Raw genomic sequence first — 18474 nt, forward strand, 5'->3', positions numbered from 1 at the left:
TTATCCGATATGAAACTCGTGACGGACGAGGTTCGTTAAATACGAGCGCAGTTCCTCCTGCAGCCCTTCCCGCTCCAAAGCCATTTCGATGGTGGCCTGGATATAGCCGAATTTATCGCCGACGTCGTATCTTCTCCCCTCGATCGGATAGGCGACCATCGGCTGCTTTTCGTTCAAAATGCGCAGCGCGTCCGTCAGTTGGATTTCACCTCCGCGACCGGGCTCGCATTTCTCCAAGATATCGAAAATCTCCGGCATAATCAGATAGCGGCCGATTACGGCCAGGTTGGAAGGCGCATCACCGCGGTCCGGTTTCTCCACGAGATCCGCAATTTTCTTATAAGCTGTAATTTCGTCCGAGGGCGCGACAATTCCGTATTTGCTCACATCTTCCCAGGGAACTTCACGGACGCCGATGACGGACGTCTGAGTCTCCTCGAACACGTCCATCATCTGGCGCAGAGCGGGTTTGGACGAACGAAGGATATCGTCTCCGAGAAGTACCGCAAACGGTTCGTTCCCGATAAATTTGCGGGCGCAGTAAACCGCGTGGCCCAGGCCAAGCGGCTGCTTTTGACGGATATAGTGCACATCGGCCAGGTTGGTGACCGTACGCACTAGGGAAAGAAGCTCGTCGTTCCCCTTCTCCTCGAGCATCATTTCCAGTTCGACGGATTTGTCGAAATGATCTTCGATCGCGCGCTTGTTACGCCCCGTGACGATTAGAATATCCTCGATCCCGGATTCGATGGCTTCCTCGACTATGTATTGAATGGCTGGTTTATCCACCAGCGGCAGCATTTCCTTGGGCTGCGCCTTGGTGGCGGGCAGAAAACGCGTTCCGAGACCGGCCGCGGGAATGATCGCTTTACGAATTTTCACGATTGTTCCTCCGTTCCTGTAACTTCCGCACGGTTTCCAGCGGAGTGCGCTTGGAACCGAGCGGAGCGTGAAATACCTGACCGGCGCGAACGCCGTGGAAATCCGAGCCTGCCGTTGCGATCAGCCCGTGTTCACGGGCCAGACGCCCGTAATGGGCTTCTTGCTCCGGCGTATGATCGGCGTGGCTGACTTCGATGCCATCTAAACCATATGCGATGAGTTCCCGCACGATGTCTTCATCGCCGTAAAGACCCGGATGGGCAAGCACAGCGGCTCCGCCGGCCTCTCTAATCCAGTCGATGGCCGTGACGGGACGGATGCGCGGCGGATTGACATAGGCGGCTCCGCCTTTGCCCAGATATTTCTCGAACGCTTCGTTCATCGAGCTTACATAGCCTTTGGCAAGCAGAACGTTTGCGATATGAGGGCGGCCGATCGTGTCCTCTTCGCTTTTGCCGGCCTCCAGATGTTTGACGACTTCCTCCATCGAAACGGCTAGACCCAGCTCGTTCAGACGCGCCAGCATCATCTCGTTGCGCTTGTTGCGCGTATTCCGGAGCTCTTCCAGACGCTCCAGAAAGCTTTCCGACTCCGTGTCGATGTAGTAACCGAGCACATGGATATCCTGCCCGCCGGCCACCGTGCTGATCTCGACGCCGGGAACGACTTCGATCCCGATCCGCCTGCCTTCAAGCTGCGCCGCCCTAACGCCGGATACCGTATCGTGATCGGTTATTGCTACGGCCGCAAGCCCGGCTTCCTTAGCCAGCCGGACGTTGTCCTCGGGCGCCTGTGTGCCGTCCGACGCCGTCGTGTGCGTATGCAAATCGGCCCATTGAGTCATAGATGGTGCCCCTCCTTTTTCTCCGGCAAAGTGTATCCGGTCATCTCTATAGGGATGTAACGCCCGTTTCTATCCGTTTCTAAAGCCATTTGACCAGATCGTCTCGTCGCATAAAATTCAAAAAACTAACAGCCGACAACGGCAGAAGGGTCGAATTCAAATAAATCGCGTAGAAACTGCGCGAAAAAGACACGCCTTCGATTTCTTTTATCTTTAATATACCAAGCCGGACCTCATGTTTAACCGACGACTGCGACAAAATGGAAACGCCGAGACCGGCTTCTACCGCCGATTTAATCGCTCCCGTACTACCCAGTTCCATGACAATGTCCATTCCGCTGCACGCGATGCCCCTCCGCTCCAGCTCCTCTTCCATGACGCGCCGGGTTCCCGAGCCTTCTTCCCTAAGGACGAACGGATATTGGAAAACGTCCTCCATACGGATCGTATCCATCTCCGCCAGCGGATGCCCTGCAGGGACAATCAGCTTCAGCTCATCGCTCAAAATGGCTTCCGTGTGGACATCCGGATGCTGGATGGGAGCCTCAACAAGGCCGAACGTCAGCTGATGGGCAAAAATCTCGTCCAAAATTTGCGTCGTATTCATTACTTTCATCGCAACCGAAATATTCGGGTATTCTTTGCGGAAGGGTCCCAGCAGGCGGGGCAGGATATATTCCCCCATCGTCAGCGAGGCTCCGAGCTGCAGCCGTCCTTCGGCCATGGCCGTAAAGCCTGTCATGGCGTTCTCGGTTTCCCGGATGAGTTCGACGCACTTGCGGGCGTAGGGAATCAGCGTCCTCCCCGCTTCCGTCAATTCAATTTTTTTGGTAGAGCGGTGAAACAACTTGATTCCGAAATGATCCTCAAGGGACTGCACCTGCATCGTTACCGCGGGCTGCGTCATATGAAGCGCCTGCGCGGCGTGCGAAAAGCTGCCTTTTTCGGCTACCGTATAAAAGATGTGAAGCTGGTGAAAATTCAGAGCCATCGTCATCGCCGCCCTTTCTCCGCATTTATTATAGCATTTATAAGACGGAAAAAAGAGCATGCCTGCAAAATGCAGACATGCTCTTCGCCGTGCCGTAATCCTTCATCTGCCCGGAGTTACCGCCGCTTACGGCTGTTCTTGATCAGCGTCATCCGGCGGGAGTGGCGGAGCCACGAATAGTACGATTTCAGATCGCGCAGCTCGATGGTCTCGGACATTCTGCCTAGGAAAGTCACGATAATCATTTTATGCAGCGGGTTGCCCGCAATATCGGTTTCGTTCTCAATGACGGAAAACTCGGCGACCATCACCAGATCGTCGTCCACGAGATAAACGTCCTGTTCGTTCTTGTAATACGAAGCGATCCGTCCGTCTTTCAGTTTATCCCATAAAAAATCGCAAATGTCCTCGAAGCCGGTTTTCTCGTTTTCGACCCGGTCCACCCAGCGGAGACGAGCGTGATTCGTGATCACAATGTCCGCAATTTTTTTGTCGTTCAGGTTAACATAAAAAGGTTCGTACGTGCTCCAGCGGTCCATTGTTTTGTCCCTCATGAATCACAACTCCTCTCCAAGCGTTTAGGCCTTTATACCTACTGGTTTTCACCATTGTAACTCAATATTTAAATATTTCCAAATAAAAACGCTCACTTAATTTATAAATATGGCGCGTCACAAGAAAAAATGTCACACAACTGTAGAAAATTCAAAATTAACAAAAAAATCAATCTTCTCATAAACTGCAAAGATGATGAAATAAGATTTCAAAATGCGTTCTCAGCCGCAGCGCCGGCAAGGGCTGACCTCCGGTCAAATAACAGGCTTATTTAAAAAAACAGATTTGCGCTTTTGCTCTACAGTGTGTAAAATTTTGATTTGTCCGGTCCGTGGCTTTCGTACTCGGTTTTAATTTCACCGCGGTAAGAACGCTCCACCTTGCGTACGTAAGCCAGCTTCTGAAGTTGGCGTACGGTTTCGTCATACCGGCTGGCATGAATATACAGCACCACATAGTGCATTTTCTTGGACATGTAGTGCACCGATCCGAAGCGCTCCAAATTTTTGGCGGCTTTCAAATCAGTCACCCAAATGATAAGTCCGGTTCGCTCCGTTATCATGTCGTTTGACTCCTTTAGCAGTATTCGCTTTTGATAAACTGAATTCTATTTTACGGGTTGGAGATGATCCTAAATGTCGGCTTCTTCGGCTGTCATTGCCCGCGTCATTCGCGGGCCCATCACTGAAAGTATTCACCGCGGCCATATCGCTGTCGTCGATCATACGGGCCGCCTGCTTCACAGCCTGGGCGATCCGCATGCGGTTACATTCGCGCGTTCCACCGCAAAGCTGATTCAGGCGCTGCCCGTTCTCGAATCGGGCGCGGCTTCCGACTTCGGCTTCACGGACGCCGAAATCGCCCTGATCTGCGCTTCCCATAACGGGGAAGACCGGCATGTCCGCGCGGCGCGCTCCATTCTGGCCAAAGCGGGCGCGGAAGCGGACGATCTGCAGTGCGGATCGCACTATCCGTTCCACAAGCCGACTTCGCGGCAGATGCGCGAGGAGGGGGAAGCCCCCACGCCCCTGCACAACAACTGCTCCGGCAAGCACTCCGGCATGCTCTCACTGGCGGCTAAGCTCGGCGTTAGCACCGAGCATTACATGTCGCCCGAGCATCCCGTGCAGCGCCAGATGCTCCAGGCCGTCGCCGAAATGGCGGGCCTTGCCCCCGAGGAGATTCCTCTGGGCGTAGACGGCTGCGGCGTGCCCGTGTTCGGGCTGGCCATCGACCGCCTCGCGCTCGCTTACGCGCGGCTCGGCAAGCCCGACGGCCTCTCCGCCGAACGCGCGGACGCGTGCCGCCGCATCATTGCGGCCATCCGGCGGGAGCCTTCCTACCTCGCGGGAAGCGACCGCTTCGACACGCGGCTGGCCGAGGCGACCGGCGGCAGAATCATCGGGAAGATGGGCGCCGAAGGCCTCTTCGCCGTTACCGTGCCCGATGAAGGACTGGGCCTTGTCCTCAAGATCGAGGACGGCGCCCAGAGAGCGCTTTACTGCGCGATGTTCGAAGCGCTTGTCCAGCTCGGCCTGCTTCATGCGCGCGAGACGGAGGCCCTTGCGGAATTCCGCGAGCCGAAGGTCACGAATTGGCAGGGCACCGTCGTAGGCTCCATTCAAGCTGACTTCAAGCTTACTTAAACAGCAGCCGTGTCCGCGGGGATAATCCGCAGGCACGGCTTTTTTTAAAATCGGCTATTATCGTCCCCGTCAAGAGACGTTCGGATTGTCAAGGCTGTTGGTACGGAAACCTGGAGGGGGCTAAGCCCCCGGTTCCGCTTGTCCGGTCCCCTGCGGAGGTTAACCGCAGCTGGAGCAGCTCCCGCCCGATCCGCAGCTGCCTCCGCAGCCGCCCGATCCGGAGTCGAGCCCGCCCGGAACTTTGATGGTATCGGATACGGCGGTCGCGATTGTTTTCGATATGGTATACAGCAATCGGTCAAGCCGTTCTTCCGCTTCCTTGAACTTGCTTATGCTCTGCACCTGCTCAAGCCGGGACTGTACGGCCTGGACTTTCTCCAGTGCGGCATGGTAATCGGGATGGAAATGGCCGAAACGCTCGCATTCCTCGAACAAATCTTTGGCTTTGTTGAACTCTCTCACGAGCCTCTGCGCCTCGAAATCCTGTTCCACCGCCTGCTTCCAATATAGATAATCCGCCACTTCGGCAGAGTTGTTAATGAGATCGCCCACTTGATACGCACCCATAAGAATGGACGACATATCCATTGTCTTGGCTTCCGCCACACTCACAATCGATCACTTCCTTTTGTGTTTCCTGCGTACTCCCCCTATCATATCACAGTTCCCTGGGACTTTCTCCATTTTTAAAAGCATCCGGGCTGACTTTTGTTGGAGATTTCTCAGAAAAAAAAGATCGTTTACAGGTGGCCTGGTGTTTAAAAATAAAGAAATGAATCGCATGAAACAAATTATATTACATAATTTTCCATAAATCAAGTTTAACAAATTTAAGTCCCGGATAATCCGGGCAATAGGATGCGGATGCGGCTGATCCGACCGGCTTGAACCGTTCTGTTTCTGCCTGCGCCGTCCGACAATTCGATGGTCAGCTCATCTCCCCGTTCTACGGCTTTGCGCGGGATCCATACCGCCGCTGCACTGCCTTCAACCTCGGCCACAACAGGGGCTCCCCAGGAAATCGCCTGCCGAGCGATTTTAAGAATGGTCGACGCATGGTATCCCCTGCTGTCCCGATACCAGACCGCAGGAATATCCCGCATTCCGGGATACATTTCCTCTGCGGAAGGCAGGCGGGTCTCCAGTTCCAGGTATTGGACAGGGTCCTGATCGTACACAATCCCTTTAAGCGTCTCTGTTTCCGCTTCTCCATCCGGGCCCGGCGCTTCCTCTTCGTCCTGAAAATCAGCCGTATGTCGGGGAGAAAAGCCCGCTGCGTCCAGCAGCTTCATCATGTCGGTCATTTTGCCTGCCGGAACGATAAAATCAGCGTCCCCGATTTTCTCAAGCAGCAGCCTCCCGATCTTGGGATGGCGCGAGATTTGTTCCGCCAGCTGTGCGTCCGCGCAGCGCAGAAGAGTCACGCCGCCGAGCACGACCCGGCCGTACTGTTCGCCCCATGAGGTGATCGTAAGCCGGACCGTTTCCGGCACACCGTGGCGGGCATGATTTTCGAGAAGCTCCAAGGCCTGTTCCGGCGGAGTTCCGTGATCCGCCCCTCTTTGGACGCTTTCTTTGGTCAGGCGGTACACGGCCATACGGTCGCTTTTCACGAGCTCCGCGAAACGGGCGATTTCCCAGCGTACCGTGAACGGGCATTCCGGCGAGACCATCACCTCGAAATCCGGCTGTACATACAAAAAGACGGACGGTTTCGCCGTTTTCCGCTCCTCATTCGCTCTCTGTTCATATCGTACGGGATAAAGCCAGCTAACCGATACGTCGCTGCTGTCTTCCGGCTCCCAGTCGAGCCATCCGAACGCCCGAAGAGGCTGAAGCCATTTCTGAACCAGCCGGAGGGAAAAACGCGCCCCCTCCTCCTCTCCTCCGGTCAACGCTTCCCGCCTGTTCAGCTCGGCTGCCAAGCGGCTCAGCCGTATTTGGGTGCCGGCCGCGAGCTTGTCGAGCAGGCATACCGCGTGCTGCAGATCCACTTCCTCGGGAAAACGGTGTTCCGTCCAAAGTCGGTACAACATGTCCGTTTGAAGCGCCTCGTCCGCGGCGAGCCAGTCACGAAGCCGGGGCTTGTGCAGAACAAGCCGGTCCCCGCTCCGGTACAGGAGCCCCAGCCGCTGCAAAAAATCCAAGGCTGCCGCCAGCGATACCGGATAGGTATCGGCATGCGCGAACTGGAGCCCGCAGCCGGCCAGGTCGGTTTCGTCAAAGCCGAGAAGCGCCGTCATTCTCTGTACGTGGCGCTTGTGCAAAGCTCCGCGCTGTGTAAGCGGCAGCTCGTGCAGATCCGCATAATTGAGCAGGAGAAACAAGTCCAGCGGTAGTCCCTGGCGCGGCTTGTCTCCCTGCTCGTAAAGCTGCCGCAGCTTGGCGTTATCGCCGCTGCCGATACTCCACGGACTGCCCGCTCCGTCGCCGTGCCCGACTGCATTACAGCCGTGGCCAAAAAACACGGCCTGCCACCCCCGCAGACCGTCCTGCGGAAGCAGGAACAGCCGGTCGCCCCACGATTTGCGGAACGCCGCGATCAGCCCCCGTCTGCGCAGACCCGTGAGAGCCGTTTTAACCAAAGCCGCCGCCCAGTCCGCCGTTTCCTTCTCAAGTTCGGCCGATGTAAAAGGCCGGCAGCCGAAACGGACGACGATCAGCCGAAGCAGCTTCTCCTCATCGGACTGCAGAGTTGCCCGGAGCTTTCTGAGCACCTCCTCATTACCGAAAGCTTCCCGGGCTTCCATACCATGCGCTACCGCGCTTTTTATCCAATCTTGTCCGAGCAGTTGCCTGGAAACGGCCGGCGGCATTCTATCGAGTATTTGCGCATAGTTCATCGCTCCCGCCCTCCTCTATCCTGTACTCGTACCCCTGCTCGAGCAGAAAAATCCGCCGCTTAAGCGCATACTCCTGCTCGCTCGTGCCTCTGCTGACCAATGTGTAGAAGAAAGCCTCGTTTCTCCCCTTCTTGGGCCGGAGTATGCGCCCGAGGCGCTGAGCCTCTTCCTGCCTGGAGCCGTAGCTTCCCGAAAGCTGGATGGCGACAGAAGCATCCGGAAGGTCGACGGCGAAATTGGCCACTTTCGAAACGGCGAGAATCCGGACAAGCCCGGTGTTAAAAGCTTCATAGAGCCGCTGCCGGTCCACCTGCGGCATTTCGCCGGTAATAAGCGGAATCGTTAATTTCCGGGCGACTTCTTTCAACTGGTCCAAATATTGGCCGATAATGAGAATCGCTTCTCCGTCATGGCGGGCCAGAAGACGCGTTAACGCCAGAAATTTGCGGGAGTTTTCCCCGGCTATGCGGAACCGGCTTCTTTTGTCCGCCTCGTAATAGTTTTGCAGCTCACCGGTCTCCATTTCCACGCCAACCTCCGTACAGGTTACCCGTGCGATCCATCCTTCCTGCTCCAGCCGCTTCCAGGGCATATCGAACAGTTTGGGGCCGATCAGCGAAAAAACATCCTCCTCGCGTCCGTCCTCGCGCACGAGGGTTGCCGTCAGTCCGAGCCGCCGGGTCGCCTGGATATCCGCGGTCGCCCGGAAAACGGGAGCGGGTAAAAGATGCACCTCGTCATAGATAATGAGCCCCCAGTCGCGGCTGTTGAACAGTTCCATATGAGCTTGTTCGCCGCCTTTTTCACGCCGGTGTGTAAGAATTTGATACGTCGCGATGGTGACGGGTCTAACCAGCTTGATGTCCCCGCTGTATTCGCCGACGCGTGATTCGTCCAGACTGGTCTTGCCCAGAATCTCTTTGATCCATTGGCGGACGGATGTCACATTCGTAGTCAGGATCAGTGCCGCACAGCTTAGCTTTGTCAACGCGGCGATGCCGATGACCGTTTTTCCCGCTCCGCAGGGCAGAACGAGCACTCCGCTGCCTCCGTCCGAACCGCCGGCCGGATGAAAGCACTCTACCGCTTGGCGCTGATAGTCTCTCAGCTCCACTCCCTTTAGCTCCGCCGGAAGCTCTTCTCCCGCGTGATAACCGGCCATATCAATGACCGGATACCCGAGCCGCGTCAGCTCCTGCTTCATGACGCCCCTCATGTCCGGCCGGACTGCGAGTGTGGAACTTTGCACGGCTTCCGTGGGATCTGCGTCTTCCCGGTCGAAAAACCGCTGAAACTCTTTCAAACCGCCCAGTTTGGCCAGCAATTCCGTGTCTGTGGATTGGAGATACAGCTTCCCCTTGTCGGAAACGAGCCGGAGCAGTCCATACCGGTCCAGAATGGAGAGAAGTTCATCCTCCGTGCGGCGGGAAATCCCGTTTTTGGATTCCTGCTTCAGAAAACGGATAATATCGCCGCTGCGCAGGCCCGAAGCCGCCGCATTCCACAGGGACAGGGGGGTTATTTTGTAGGTATGCAGATGTTTCGGACTTTTAACGAGATCGGCGAAAAGCGCCAATTCCGCACGGATCGACTCGAAGCGCTCATGATCCGCTTCCGCCAGCACAGTGAGGTCCTGTTGAACGATGAGCGCATTATCAGATGCCGGATTCACGGCGAGGCCTCCCTTTTTATCCGAATTCTCTCTTCACTATTCCTAGTATGAAGGGAACTTCCGAGAAATAAACGTTGCTGCATCATTTGTGCTCCATTTCGGAGCATTGTATAATGGCTAGGTTCCTTTTCCCAAAAAGGGGCATCCAAACTCACAACAAGGAATTGATCTCATGAACACAAAAAAAGCCCTTCTTCTGTTTATTCTTGCCGCCCTTTTTCTTGCGGCCTGCGGGTCCGCCCAACCAAAAACGGATTCCGGATCGTTTAAAGAAACCGTCCTTGCCCGTTATCCCGAGCTGAAAACGCAAAAAATGACGACAGCCAAGGTCAAAAGAGTCGTGGACGGCGATACGTTCGAGCTGGAAAACGGGGATAAAGTGCGGCTGATCGGCTGCAACACGCCTGAAACCGTCAAGCCGAACAGCCCTGTCGAAGCTTACGGCAAGGAAGCGTCCGACTATACGAAAAAACGGTTGACCGGAACAACCGTCTATCTGTTCAACGATGCCGGAGATACCGATAAGTACGGCCGGCTGCTCCGATACGTCTTTATTGAAGGGGAGTCCGTCATGTATAACGAACTTCTCCTCCAGGAAGGGTATGCCAACGTGATGACCATTCAGCCCAATGTGATGTTCTCCGATCGTTTTGTCAAAACGGAGCGGGAAGCCCGGTCCCAAAACAAGGGCCTCTGGGGCGTCAAAAGCCCTTCATCTCCCGCCAAAACCGGCGATTCCCCAAAGGGCGGCTCCGGCAAAAATCCGGAAGCTGCCAATCAAACGGCGGCCTGCCCCGACCCTCAAATCAAAGGCAATATCAATTCGAAGAAAGAAAAAATATATCACGTTCCAGGGAGCTCATCCTACGAGCAGACACAGGCGGAAGCAATGTTCTGCACGGAGAACGACGCCAAAAAGGCCGGCTTCCGCAAAGCCGGATAGCCTATATTTTGATAGCCAGAAAAGACGCACCGGCATCCGGTGCGTCTTTTCTGGCTATCAAGCAGCATTCATTTGTTCGAAGACGTGCTCCGCCCTTCCGATATACGGCTCAGCGCTTCTCCCGCTTCGTCTTCCAGCTTATCCCGGACCGCAAGGTCTCCGATCGCGATAACGCCGACCAAATTACCGTCCTCAACGACCGGAAGACGTCGTACCTGGTGCTGGGCCATCACTTTGGCCGCTTCCTGGACATCCGTTTCCGGCGAGATCGTCGTCAAGTTTTCGGAAATGACTTTCTTAACGGCCGTGGATCCGCTGTGTTTCTCGGCGTAGCCGCGGACGACCAGATCCCGGTCGGTTACGACGCCGATCAGCTTGCTTCCTTCCACGACGGGAATGAAGCCGATATCGTGCTGTTTCATTTTAACCGCGATTTCATAGACGTTATCCTGCAGCGTTACGGTTACGCAGTCGGTAGACATGACATCTCTGACTGTAGGCACGAAGAATTCCTCCTTCACTTGCATGACGGCAAGTTATGTTAGGGCTGGAATTAGCGTGTCCCCGTTTCGTCCAAAACATGCAGAGCCATCCGCGTCAGCAGTTTGCCGGCGGTCAGCATCGCCTTCTCATCCAGATCGAACTTCGGATGATGATGCGGATAGTCCGCACCCGTCTGCGCGTTCCCGGCTCCCACGAAAATAAAGCAGCCCGGCACTTGCTGAAGGTAATACGCGAAATCTTCCGCAGCCATTACCGGCTCGATCGTAAGAACGCGGTCTTCCGGAAGCATGCCGGAGGCGACTTCCCGAAACCGTTCGAACTCGCCGGGGTGATTGACCAGCGGCGGATACCCCAGCCGGTAGTCCATGACCGACTCGGCTCCGTACATCTTGCAGGTCGAAGCTACAATGTCTTCGACCCTTTCTTTCACCTGCAGCCTCAGAACGGAATCGAACGTCCGGGTCGTCCCTTTCATTTTGCAGGTTTCCGCGATGACATTGAAGTTGGTTCCGCCGTTTATGGAACCGATCGTGACTACGCAGGACTCGATAGGACTTACCGTCCGGCTGACGATGGTCTGCAAATTCACGACTGTGTGCGAACCGATGACAACGCTGTCAATCGCTTGATGAGGCATTCCCCCGTGGCCGCCCTTGCCCCGGATTTCAAAGTGAAACTCATCGGCTGCGGCCATCATCGCTCCGGGGTTCGATCCGACTACCCCGATCGGTAAAGGTGTCCACAAATGTACACCGTATACAACGTCCACCCCATCAAGGGCGCCCGCCTCTATCATGGAAGCGGCCCCGCCGGGGGTAACTTCCTCCGCATGCTGAAAAATAAACCGGATTCTGCCCTTCAGCTGCTCTTTTTTCGTGCTCCATATTTTCGCGGCGGCAAGCAGAGTGGACGTGTGCGCATCGTGTCCGCAAGCATGCATGATACCAGGAACCTTCGATGCGTAGCCGCACTGTTTTTCGTCCTGTATCGGCAGTGCGTCCATATCGGCCCGGAGAGCGACCGTAGGTCCGGGAGCGTTTCCCTGAAGATCGGCGATCAGCCCGTAACCGCCCATTCCCGTGCGGACATCGAGCCCCCACTCGGTAAGCTTTTCCGCTACGAACGCCGCCGTATTGACTTCCTTATAAGAGAGCTCCGGATTCTGATGCAGATACCTTCTCCAAGACACCATCGTCTCGTACATCGCTTCCCATTCTTTATCCAGTTCCTCACCCTGTCTGATCAAGGTATCACCCGCCCACGTGTTTGATACGATTCTTCCTTTCATTGTACCAAATCCTCCCACGTCTTTCATCGCCAAACCGACAACAATTTTACACGATTCCGGGTTTGCTCTTACTTGCAAGACGTTGGGAAACATACTATCATGGTTAAAGAATGCATAGAAATTGGAGGCGTCTGAATTGATTATTGAAACCAAAGGGTTTAAAGGCCTGAAAAGCGATCTCGCCCACCTCGACGAAGTAACGACCAAACTCGGTTTTGTACGTGGGCAGTGGGAATATACCCGTGCGACTTATGATTTGAAAATGGAAGACCCGACGACAAAATCCGACTACTACCTGCGTGTGAACACACGTGCCGAATCCGGCAAGCTGGAATCTCCTTACGCGATTCTGTACATCGAAGAAGCATACATAGGAAGAGCTACATTCCCGCACGGTCTCGACTATGAATCCCCGATTCCGGACGCGATCTTGAACAAAGCGAAGCAGAAGTTGTCCCAACTTCAACAACTGTTGGCGTAACAGGAGACTCACTTGAGTACCCCGCGCAGAGGAACGCCAGATTTTCTGCTTCTTTTCCTAACCTTCGCGTTGGTCTGCTTCGGCCTCGTGATGGTTTTCAGTTCCAGCTCGGTATACGCATCGACCAAATTCAACAATCCTTGGTATTTTGCGACCAGACAAATTTTATTCGCCGTTATCGGCACGTTCTTGATGCTGTTCTGCATGAATATCCGGTACAGCAAACTGAAAAACTGGGTCAAGCCCGGCTTTCTCGTGGTGATTGCCATGCTGGTAGCCGTCCTGTTTTTCAAAGGAATTAACGGCTCAAGAAGCTGGCTCCCGCTCGGAACGTTCAGCCTTCAGCCCGCCGAATTTGCCAAGCTCGCTGTAATCGTTTACCTGGCACAGTTGATCAGCAAGAAGGGCGACAATATCCAGCATATGAAAAAGGGCCTAATGCCGGCTGTTCTCATTACGGCTTTTATCGCCTTCTGGATTATGCTCCAGCCGGATGTCGGTTCGGCCGCTATTCTTATCCTTTGCGCCAGCGTGGTGATCTTCGTAGGAGGCGCCCGTGTGAAGCATCTGTTTTCCTTAGGGGTGGCAGGCGGACTGGCCGCTTCGGTGTTTCTCGGCTTCTATTTTCTGTTTAATTTTAAATCCGCTTCCGATCATGTCGGTCTAAGGATGAAACGGTTCAGTGCTTACTTGAATCCCAAAGACGATGTGCTGGACAGCGGTTTTCAGGTCATGCAGTCTCTTTACGCTTTCGGGCATGGCGGAATTACCGGAGCCGGTTTCGGGCAGAGCATTCAGAAGCTCTATCTGCCCGAGCCCTATACGGACTTTATTTTCGCCATTATCGGCGAAGAGCTCGGCATGATCGGCAGCATACTTTTCCTGCTGGTCTACATCATCTTCCTGTGGCGCGGACTGGTCATTGCCGTCCGGTGTCCGGACCGGTTCGGAATGCTGACCGGCGTAGGCATTATGACCATGATCGGAATTACGGCCATTATCAACATCGGCGGGGTAACGGGAACGCTGCCGATGACCGGGGTTACGCTCCCGCTCATCTCCTACGGGGGATCGTCCATGATGGTCACGCTGATCAGCATGGGGATCATGCTCAGCCTTTCCCGCGAGCAGAACCGGCTGGAGAAGAAGGAGAAGGTCGAGAAGGTTACGCAGACTACGCGGGTATACCGCTAGAAGCATCCTCTCCCTTGATCCGACCGTCTGTGCGACAAGAAAAAAAGGATGCCCCTCGGGGCATCCTTTTTTGGTATGTACGCTACCCGGCAGACGGACCGGAATCGGATTATTTCACGCGGGTCGGATCGTCAAGCGAGGCGGCTTCGTCTTCCTTGAAAGAAACGCCTTCCACTTTGACGTTTACCTCTACGATCCGGAGTCCCGTCATGTTCTCCACCGCTTCGCGCACGTTAAGCTGCAATTCTCTGCATACGTCCTGGATCTTGCTTCCGTAAAGGACGATGACCCGAAGATCGACGGCCGCTTCCACTTGTCCGACCTCTACAGAGACACCGCGCTGAACATTTTTACCGCTCAGACGTTTGGCGAATCCTTCCGATATTCCGCCGGACATCGCGGCGATTCCCGGTGTTTCCAAAGCGGCGAGGCCGGCAATTGTAGCCACCACATCGTCTGAAATGCGTATGTTACCCGTTTGAATTTCTTCGACCATCCGAACCACTCCTTCAGCAATCGTTATCCTTATTGTAATTGCTGGCAATTGAGAAAGCAACCGAATGCGTCACAGCCGGAAAGAAGCGTTATTTCTATGGCGAAGAAATCTTATTTTACAACATTGCCATTTGTGGGTATATTATTTAAAGCGTACATACCTGTAAGATACTTAGCCTTAAGCGGAGGGATAGCTTTTGAGAAAGAACCTGTTCAACATCGGTTTAATTGTCACATTCGCACTTAGTGCCGTCGCGCATTATATGCACTGGGGCACGACGATCCAGTTCGCTATCTCGTGTCTGGCTATCCTGTTTGTGGCCGGATTCCTGGGAAAAGCGACCGAAAGTGTCGCCCACTACGCTGGTGATCGGATGGGGGGATTCCTGAATGCGACTTTCGGGAATGCGGCGGAGCTTATCATTGCCTTCTTTCTCGTCAAAGACGGCATGTTCGATGTCGTAAAAGCCAGTTTAACGGGAGCCATTATCGGTAATCTTCTACTCGTTCTTGGAGCGAGCGTGCTGGCGGGCGGTCTGAAGTTTAAAGAACAAAATTTCAACATCAAGCTGGCCTCGCATAATGCCTCCTTGATGACGCTTGCCGTGATCGCGTTATTCATTCCAGCGGTGTTTGCAAAAAGTCTGACCCAGAAAGAAACGACGCAGATGAGCCTGATCGTGGCCGGCGTCCTGATCGTAGCCTACATTTTGTGGCTCATTTTCTCGATGGTGACGCACAAGAAAGAGCTCTCCGATCAAGTTGTCGAACACAGCGAGCCGGCCTGGTCCAAACGGACGTCGATCCTCTTCCTTATTCTCGCCACGGTTATGGTGGGCTTCGAAAGTGAGTGGCTCGTCGGAACGCTGGAAGAGTTCACTTCCCAATTCGGACTTTCCGAACTGTTCGTCGGCGCCTTCCTTATTGCGATTATCGGAAATGCGGCCGAGCACAGCGCCGCCGTTATGATGGCTCTGAAGAATAAAATAGGAGCCGCCGTAGAGATCGCGGTCGGGAGTTCGCTCCAGATTGCTTTATTCGTAGCTCCCGTTCTTATTTTCTCGAGCTTCTTCATGGGAAACACCATGGACATCGTCTTCACCACTTACGAGCTGGTTGCCATCGGAGTAGCCGTTATTATCTCGAAGTCCATCTCCCAGGACGGTTCCTCCAACTGGTATGAAGGGGTCCTTCTGCTGGCGGTTTACCTGATCCTCGGTGTGGTCTTCTTCCTCGTCTAGTGAACTTCCTTATAGAATCAACAAAAAAAGTAACCCGCCTGATGTGGGTTACTTTTTATTTAAGGCTTCATACAATTTCGCCAAATTACGCTCCAGCTTATTCAGCAGTTCCTTGCCGACATTGGCGGGAATAAGTCCTGCACGGATTGCGAAATCGATTTCCCGCGAATATCCGTACATCTGTGTATCGAGCACCTCTTCGTACAAAGGGCATTGACGAGTCGTCAAGTTTTCCATTTGAATTTCGATCAGCTTTTCGATTTTATATGCATCTTCTTCAAGAAGATTAAGTGCTTTCTGGTTCATACTCACCAGCAAATCCGATGAAGACATACTTCTTTTCCCCCCTGTACAGATTCCTACGCCTTAAGTCTAATATAGACGAAAATAAGCCAAGTTACAAGAGAAAGGGCCTTTGCCTTCCTTTTCAAACCATATAAAAAAGCGCCCCGCAGGCGGGACGCCCTTATTTCTCGGATTAGTCTTCCACGATTTGAATGGCCAGCTGATGCTTGGCGAATACTTCGGCCATTGCTTTCTTGGCTTCATCCGCATCCGGTCCGTGAACATGAAGCTCATAGTTGCCCGAGCTCAGAAGCGTCGTGAACAGACCCAGAATGCTCTTAACGTCAATATACTTGTTATCGTATTGCAGTACGATGGAAGATCTGAACTGATTCGCAGTCTGGGAAATTTCCACAATCGCTGCATTGTTGGCACTTGGCATGAAGCATTCCTCCTATACGGTTCAACGTCGTCATATAGTTCCATGTTACACGATGAAACCCCTTACACGCAACAACTTTTTCCATTGCACGTTCCAAAAAGGCTTATTTCAGACTTTCGGGATTAAGCCCCTCGAGTTCGGGAATCACAAACCGTCCGTCTTTGCGGATAAGCACGTCGTCAAACCATACTTCTCCGCCGCCGTACTCCGGACGCTGAATCAGAACGAGATCCCAGTGCAGAGAGGACCGGTTGCCGTTATCCGCTTCTTCGTAGGCTTGTCCGGGGGTGAAGTGCAAGCTTCCGTCGATTTTCTCATCAAACAAAATGTCTTTCATCGGATGCTGGATATAAGGGTTAAAGCCCAGACTGAACTCTCCGATGTAACGGGCGCCTTCATCCATATCGAGAACTTCGTTAATGCGCGCCGTGTCGCTGCTTGTCGCTTCCACAATCTTGCCGTTCTCGAAACGGAATGAAATGTTATCGAACGTAACACCCGACTGAATCGACGGCGTATTGAACGTGATCGTCCCGTTTACGGAATCGCGGACCGGCGCCGTGAAGCATTCCCCGTCCGGTATGTTATTTTGACCGGAACATTTGATCGCCGGAATTCCTTTGATCGAAAAAGTCAGATCGGTACCGGGCGCCACCAGCCGCACCTTGTCGGTCCGCTCCATCAAAGCCTTCAGCGGATCCATCGCCGCATCCATGTTGCCGTAATCGAGATTGCAGACGTCGAAATAGAAATCTTCGAAAGCATCCGTGCTCTTGCTGGCCAGCTGCGCCATGGAAGCGTTCGGATAACGGAGCACCACCCAGCGGGTGTGCTTGATTCTCTGCTCCAGATGAACCGGCTTCTGGTAGTAGAGGCTGTAGAGCTTCATCTGCTCTTCGGGCACATCCGCCCACTCGTTCACGTTCTCTCCCGCTCTTACTCCTATGTAACCGTCCATTCTTTTCATGCGGGCAAGATCGGCTTCTCCCCACTCCTGCATTTGTTCCTTCGTAGCGGACTTAATCAGGGAGCCGAGGACGCGCCGGTCGATCAGATCCACGTAAGGCTTACCGCCGCGGGCATAAACTTCTTCGATCAGACAGCGGACGAGTTCCCGTTCGGAACCGTACATCTCGATCCATACATTTTCTCCTGGCTTAACATCAAGCGAATATTGGACCAAATTGGCCGCAAGCTGTTGAATTCTCGGGTCGCGCATGAACTTCGTTGCCTCCTTGAAATGAGCGCTGGTTATGTAATTTCCTTCGGTCACGAGGACGGTTTGTCCTGCTTCCGGGCATCCAGCCGTTTTTTAAATAGACTGCCGAGTACCATCAGAATAACAAAAATGGCAAGCAGAACGAATAATCTGCCCTTATACGCTTTGAAATGAAACAAATCATGGGCAATCAGGGATTCCAGCAGCACCATCGGAATTTTGCCGAGCGTCGTCCCCAGTGCGAACTGACGAAACGTTACCGACGTGACACCGGCGCCGAAGCTGATGGCTGATGAAGGAATGACGGGAATTAGCCTCCCCATCAGGATGTACAAAAAACCATGATGCTCCATTTTCTTGTTAAACTGCTGTACAAGCGGCTTGGAGCTCAGTCTTCTTTCGACCCAGTCATGGGCGAAATAGCGGGCGATAATAAACGCCGTCACGCTGCCGAGCACCGACATCACGTAATTCACCACAAACCCCCATTTGATTCCGAACAGCGCGACGTTGGCGCCCGCTATAAGCACGAACGGTACGAAGGGGAATAGGGTTTGCAGATAGACCAAGGCTATACCCAGAGTTTTGCCCAGCATGCCAAGCGAAATAAGCCATGGAGTCAATTGCTCCATAGACGCGCCGGTATGCCTCCAGGCCGATTTTCTATAGAGGATCGAAAGAACGGCAATGATAACCAGCACTATCGTCATCCCATAAACAAATCGTTTGGTACGAATAAATGTAAGCCATTTCAAACTCGCCATCCTCCTGACATTTTTATTGTAACATTTTCTGGGATGATGTAAACTGCGAGGCCCATTATTACGCGGCATGTACCCTTTTAACCGGCGGAATAGCCGCACGAAGCATTTCGGATGGTAACAAATGTAATGCCGAGAGGGCACCTATCACCTAGACTCCGTCCCTTTTGGCATAAAAAAAGCGCTCC

General features: G+C 53.7%; 20 protein-coding genes. 5 read left to right on the forward strand and 15 right to left on the reverse strand.

Annotation, left to right across the window (positions count from 1 at the left end):
• The 5 genes from galU to HMPREF1207_RS04095 form a co-directional block, all read right to left on the reverse strand.
• The gene (gene galU / locus HMPREF1207_RS04075; protein WP_009672630.1) at positions 1-882 is read right to left on the reverse strand and encodes a UTP--glucose-1-phosphate uridylyltransferase GalU; all 882 of its coding nucleotides are present in this window, start codon (positions 880-882) and stop codon (positions 1-3) included.
• A complete protein-coding gene (locus HMPREF1207_RS04080; RefSeq protein ID WP_009672617.1) occupies positions 869-1726 on the reverse strand; it encodes a PHP domain-containing protein in 858 nt (285 codons plus the stop codon). The genes galU and HMPREF1207_RS04080 overlap by 14 nt, the downstream gene beginning before the upstream one ends.
• A gap of 79 nt (positions 1727-1805) precedes the next feature.
• Entirely contained in the window at positions 1806-2717 is a 912-nt protein-coding gene (locus HMPREF1207_RS04085) for a selenium metabolism-associated LysR family transcriptional regulator (protein WP_016423462.1), read from the reverse strand.
• A 116-nt stretch (positions 2718-2833) separates the two neighbouring features.
• The gene (locus tag HMPREF1207_RS04090; protein ID WP_009672645.1) at positions 2834-3271 is read right to left on the reverse strand and encodes a hypothetical protein; all 438 of its coding nucleotides are present in this window, start codon (positions 3269-3271) and stop codon (positions 2834-2836) included.
• Between the two features lie 299 nt (positions 3272-3570).
• On the reverse strand, positions 3571-3834 hold the full coding sequence (locus HMPREF1207_RS04095) for a YlbG family protein (RefSeq protein ID WP_009672616.1): 264 nt from the start codon (positions 3832-3834) through the stop codon (positions 3571-3573).
• A gap of 73 nt (positions 3835-3907) precedes the next feature.
• Here HMPREF1207_RS04095 and HMPREF1207_RS04100 point away from each other — a divergent pair, with 73 nt between their 5' ends.
• Positions 3908-4918 carry an asparaginase gene (locus tag HMPREF1207_RS04100; RefSeq protein WP_009672589.1) on the forward strand — a complete coding sequence of 337 codons (1011 nt, stop codon included), beginning with the start codon at positions 3908-3910 and terminating at the stop codon, positions 4916-4918.
• Positions 4919-5077: 159 nt separating this feature from the next.
• On the opposite strand, the gene HMPREF1207_RS04105 is transcribed toward HMPREF1207_RS04100, so the two are convergent.
• The 3 genes from HMPREF1207_RS04105 to HMPREF1207_RS04115 all read right to left on the reverse strand — a co-directional run bounded on the left by HMPREF1207_RS04105 (position 5078) and on the right by HMPREF1207_RS04115 (position 9433).
• Positions 5078-5530 (reverse strand): YlbF family regulator, encoded by a 453-nt coding sequence (locus HMPREF1207_RS04105; RefSeq protein WP_009672603.1) that lies wholly within the window; start codon positions 5528-5530, stop codon positions 5078-5080.
• Positions 5531-5748: 218 nt separating this feature from the next.
• Complete coding sequence (locus HMPREF1207_RS04110) at positions 5749-7761, reverse strand: helicase-associated domain-containing protein (RefSeq protein ID WP_009672624.1); 2013 nt, start codon at positions 7759-7761, stop codon at positions 5749-5751.
• Positions 7736-9433, reverse strand: coding sequence for a DNA repair helicase XPB (locus HMPREF1207_RS04115; RefSeq protein WP_009672627.1), 1698 nt, complete (start codon positions 9431-9433; stop codon positions 7736-7738). Before HMPREF1207_RS04115 ends, HMPREF1207_RS04110 begins: the two co-directional genes overlap by 26 nt.
• A gap of 172 nt (positions 9434-9605) precedes the next feature.
• On the opposite strand from HMPREF1207_RS04115, the gene HMPREF1207_RS04120 reads away from it, so the two are divergent.
• Positions 9606-10376, forward strand: coding sequence for a thermonuclease family protein (locus HMPREF1207_RS04120; RefSeq protein WP_009672582.1), 771 nt, complete (start codon positions 9606-9608; stop codon positions 10374-10376).
• Positions 10377-10444: 68 nt separating this feature from the next.
• On the opposite strand, the gene HMPREF1207_RS04125 is transcribed toward HMPREF1207_RS04120, so the two are convergent.
• Positions 10445-10879: a CBS domain-containing protein gene (locus HMPREF1207_RS04125; RefSeq protein WP_009672601.1), complete on the reverse strand. Its 435-nt coding sequence runs from the start codon at positions 10877-10879 to the stop codon at positions 10445-10447.
• Between the two features lie 50 nt (positions 10880-10929).
• Positions 10930-12168 carry a M20 metallopeptidase family protein gene (locus HMPREF1207_RS04130; RefSeq protein ID WP_009672662.1) on the reverse strand — a complete coding sequence of 413 codons (1239 nt, stop codon included), beginning with the start codon at positions 12166-12168 and terminating at the stop codon, positions 10930-10932.
• Between the two features lie 136 nt (positions 12169-12304).
• Here HMPREF1207_RS04130 and HMPREF1207_RS04135 point away from each other — a divergent pair, with 136 nt between their 5' ends.
• Together HMPREF1207_RS04135 and ftsW are read left to right on the forward strand one after the other, a co-directional pair.
• The gene (locus HMPREF1207_RS04135; RefSeq protein ID WP_009672640.1) at positions 12305-12649 is read left to right on the forward strand and encodes a YugN family protein; all 345 of its coding nucleotides are present in this window, start codon (positions 12305-12307) and stop codon (positions 12647-12649) included.
• 12 nt (positions 12650-12661) lie between these two features.
• Positions 12662-13843, forward strand: a complete 1182-nt coding sequence (gene ftsW / locus HMPREF1207_RS04140; RefSeq protein ID WP_009672593.1) for a putative lipid II flippase FtsW — start codon at positions 12662-12664, stop codon at positions 13841-13843.
• Between the two features lie 109 nt (positions 13844-13952).
• Here the strand turns inward: ftsW and HMPREF1207_RS04145 are convergent, their stop codons facing one another.
• Positions 13953-14339 (reverse strand): Asp23/Gls24 family envelope stress response protein, encoded by a 387-nt coding sequence (locus HMPREF1207_RS04145; protein ID WP_009672597.1) that lies wholly within the window; start codon positions 14337-14339, stop codon positions 13953-13955.
• A 196-nt stretch (positions 14340-14535) separates the two neighbouring features.
• On the opposite strand from HMPREF1207_RS04145, the gene cax reads away from it, so the two are divergent.
• Positions 14536-15579 carry a calcium/proton exchanger gene (gene cax, locus HMPREF1207_RS04150; protein ID WP_009672652.1) on the forward strand — a complete coding sequence of 348 codons (1044 nt, stop codon included), beginning with the start codon at positions 14536-14538 and terminating at the stop codon, positions 15577-15579.
• Positions 15580-15627: 48 nt separating this feature from the next.
• Here the strand turns inward: cax and HMPREF1207_RS04155 are convergent, their stop codons facing one another.
• From HMPREF1207_RS04155 to HMPREF1207_RS04170, 4 genes are all read right to left on the reverse strand, one after another.
• Complete coding sequence (locus HMPREF1207_RS04155) at positions 15628-15912, reverse strand: YlaN family protein (protein ID WP_009672628.1); 285 nt, start codon at positions 15910-15912, stop codon at positions 15628-15630.
• Between the two features lie 145 nt (positions 15913-16057).
• Positions 16058-16306 (reverse strand): HPr family phosphocarrier protein, encoded by a 249-nt coding sequence (locus HMPREF1207_RS04160; RefSeq protein ID WP_009672583.1) that lies wholly within the window; start codon positions 16304-16306, stop codon positions 16058-16060.
• Positions 16307-16409: 103 nt separating this feature from the next.
• Entirely contained in the window at positions 16410-17525 is a 1116-nt protein-coding gene (locus HMPREF1207_RS04165) for an aminopeptidase (protein ID WP_009672609.1), read from the reverse strand.
• A 50-nt stretch (positions 17526-17575) separates the two neighbouring features.
• On the reverse strand, positions 17576-18280 hold the full coding sequence (locus HMPREF1207_RS04170; protein ID WP_009672604.1) for a TVP38/TMEM64 family protein: 705 nt from the start codon (positions 18278-18280) through the stop codon (positions 17576-17578).
• Between the last annotated feature and the right edge of the window lie 194 nt (positions 18281-18474).

The sequence above is a fragment of the Paenibacillus sp. HGH0039 genome, assembly GCF_000411255.1.
Classification (GTDB): Bacteria; Bacillota; Bacilli; order Paenibacillales; family NBRC-103111; genus Paenibacillus_F.